Origin of the sequence: Arthrobacter sp. 08Y14, assembly GCF_002929455.1 — a bacterium.
Lineage (GTDB): Bacteria > Actinomycetota > Actinomycetes > Actinomycetales > Micrococcaceae > Arthrobacter_B > Arthrobacter_B sunyaminii.
Genome location: NZ_PJIX01000041.1, coordinates 1 through 572, shown reverse-complemented (window position 1 = coordinate 572; position 572 = coordinate 1). Strand labels below are relative to the sequence as shown.

Here is a 572-nt window from a genome sequence, read left to right as displayed (position 1 = left end):
AAAGACGTACAGGATCCCTCCCCGCAGTGGCTGGAGGAGTGCAGCCTCACCTACCAGGATCTGGCCGTAAACCCCGCCGGCGAGCGCCTGTACTTCCTGATCGCGCCCTTGACCTATAAGACGCCAAATGAGCTGTGGAGCACCTTCCGGCGCAGCGTGGATCTGACCCTTTCGGAAGCTGCCCGGCTGACGATCCGGCCGCCGGCAGAACGGCAGTTCACCACCTGGAAAACTCGGATGGCGCAGATCGAAAAGAGCATTCCGGCCAGTTTCCAGGCGCAGAGGGTCGGGATCTCGGCGCTGCGCTGGATCACCCATCACCTGGTGAGCCGCGGCGTGGAGTCCACGCTTCCCTACGATCACCAGGGAATCGCTGAGGTGGAGGACTGGATTAACCCGTCGAGCTGCCTGGAGGATCCGCTGCTGGACGAGGGCGGGCTGACAGATCTGGCGGATGAAAAGATGCCGCAGATGAAGCTGTTCAAGCGGCGTTTCGTGAAGGTCGAAACAGGGGACACTGAACCGAGCTATCAGCAGTTTTCCATCATGGGGCTGACGCCTCAGGCAGGGTT

Annotated in this window: 1 protein-coding gene; it reads left to right on the top strand. The window is 61.4% G+C overall.

Going from position 1 to position 572, the window contains the following annotated elements; genetic code table 11:
• Positions 1–572: hypothetical protein (locus CXR03_RS18410; RefSeq protein WP_181034681.1), on the top strand; the 572-nt coding region annotated here is incomplete at both ends.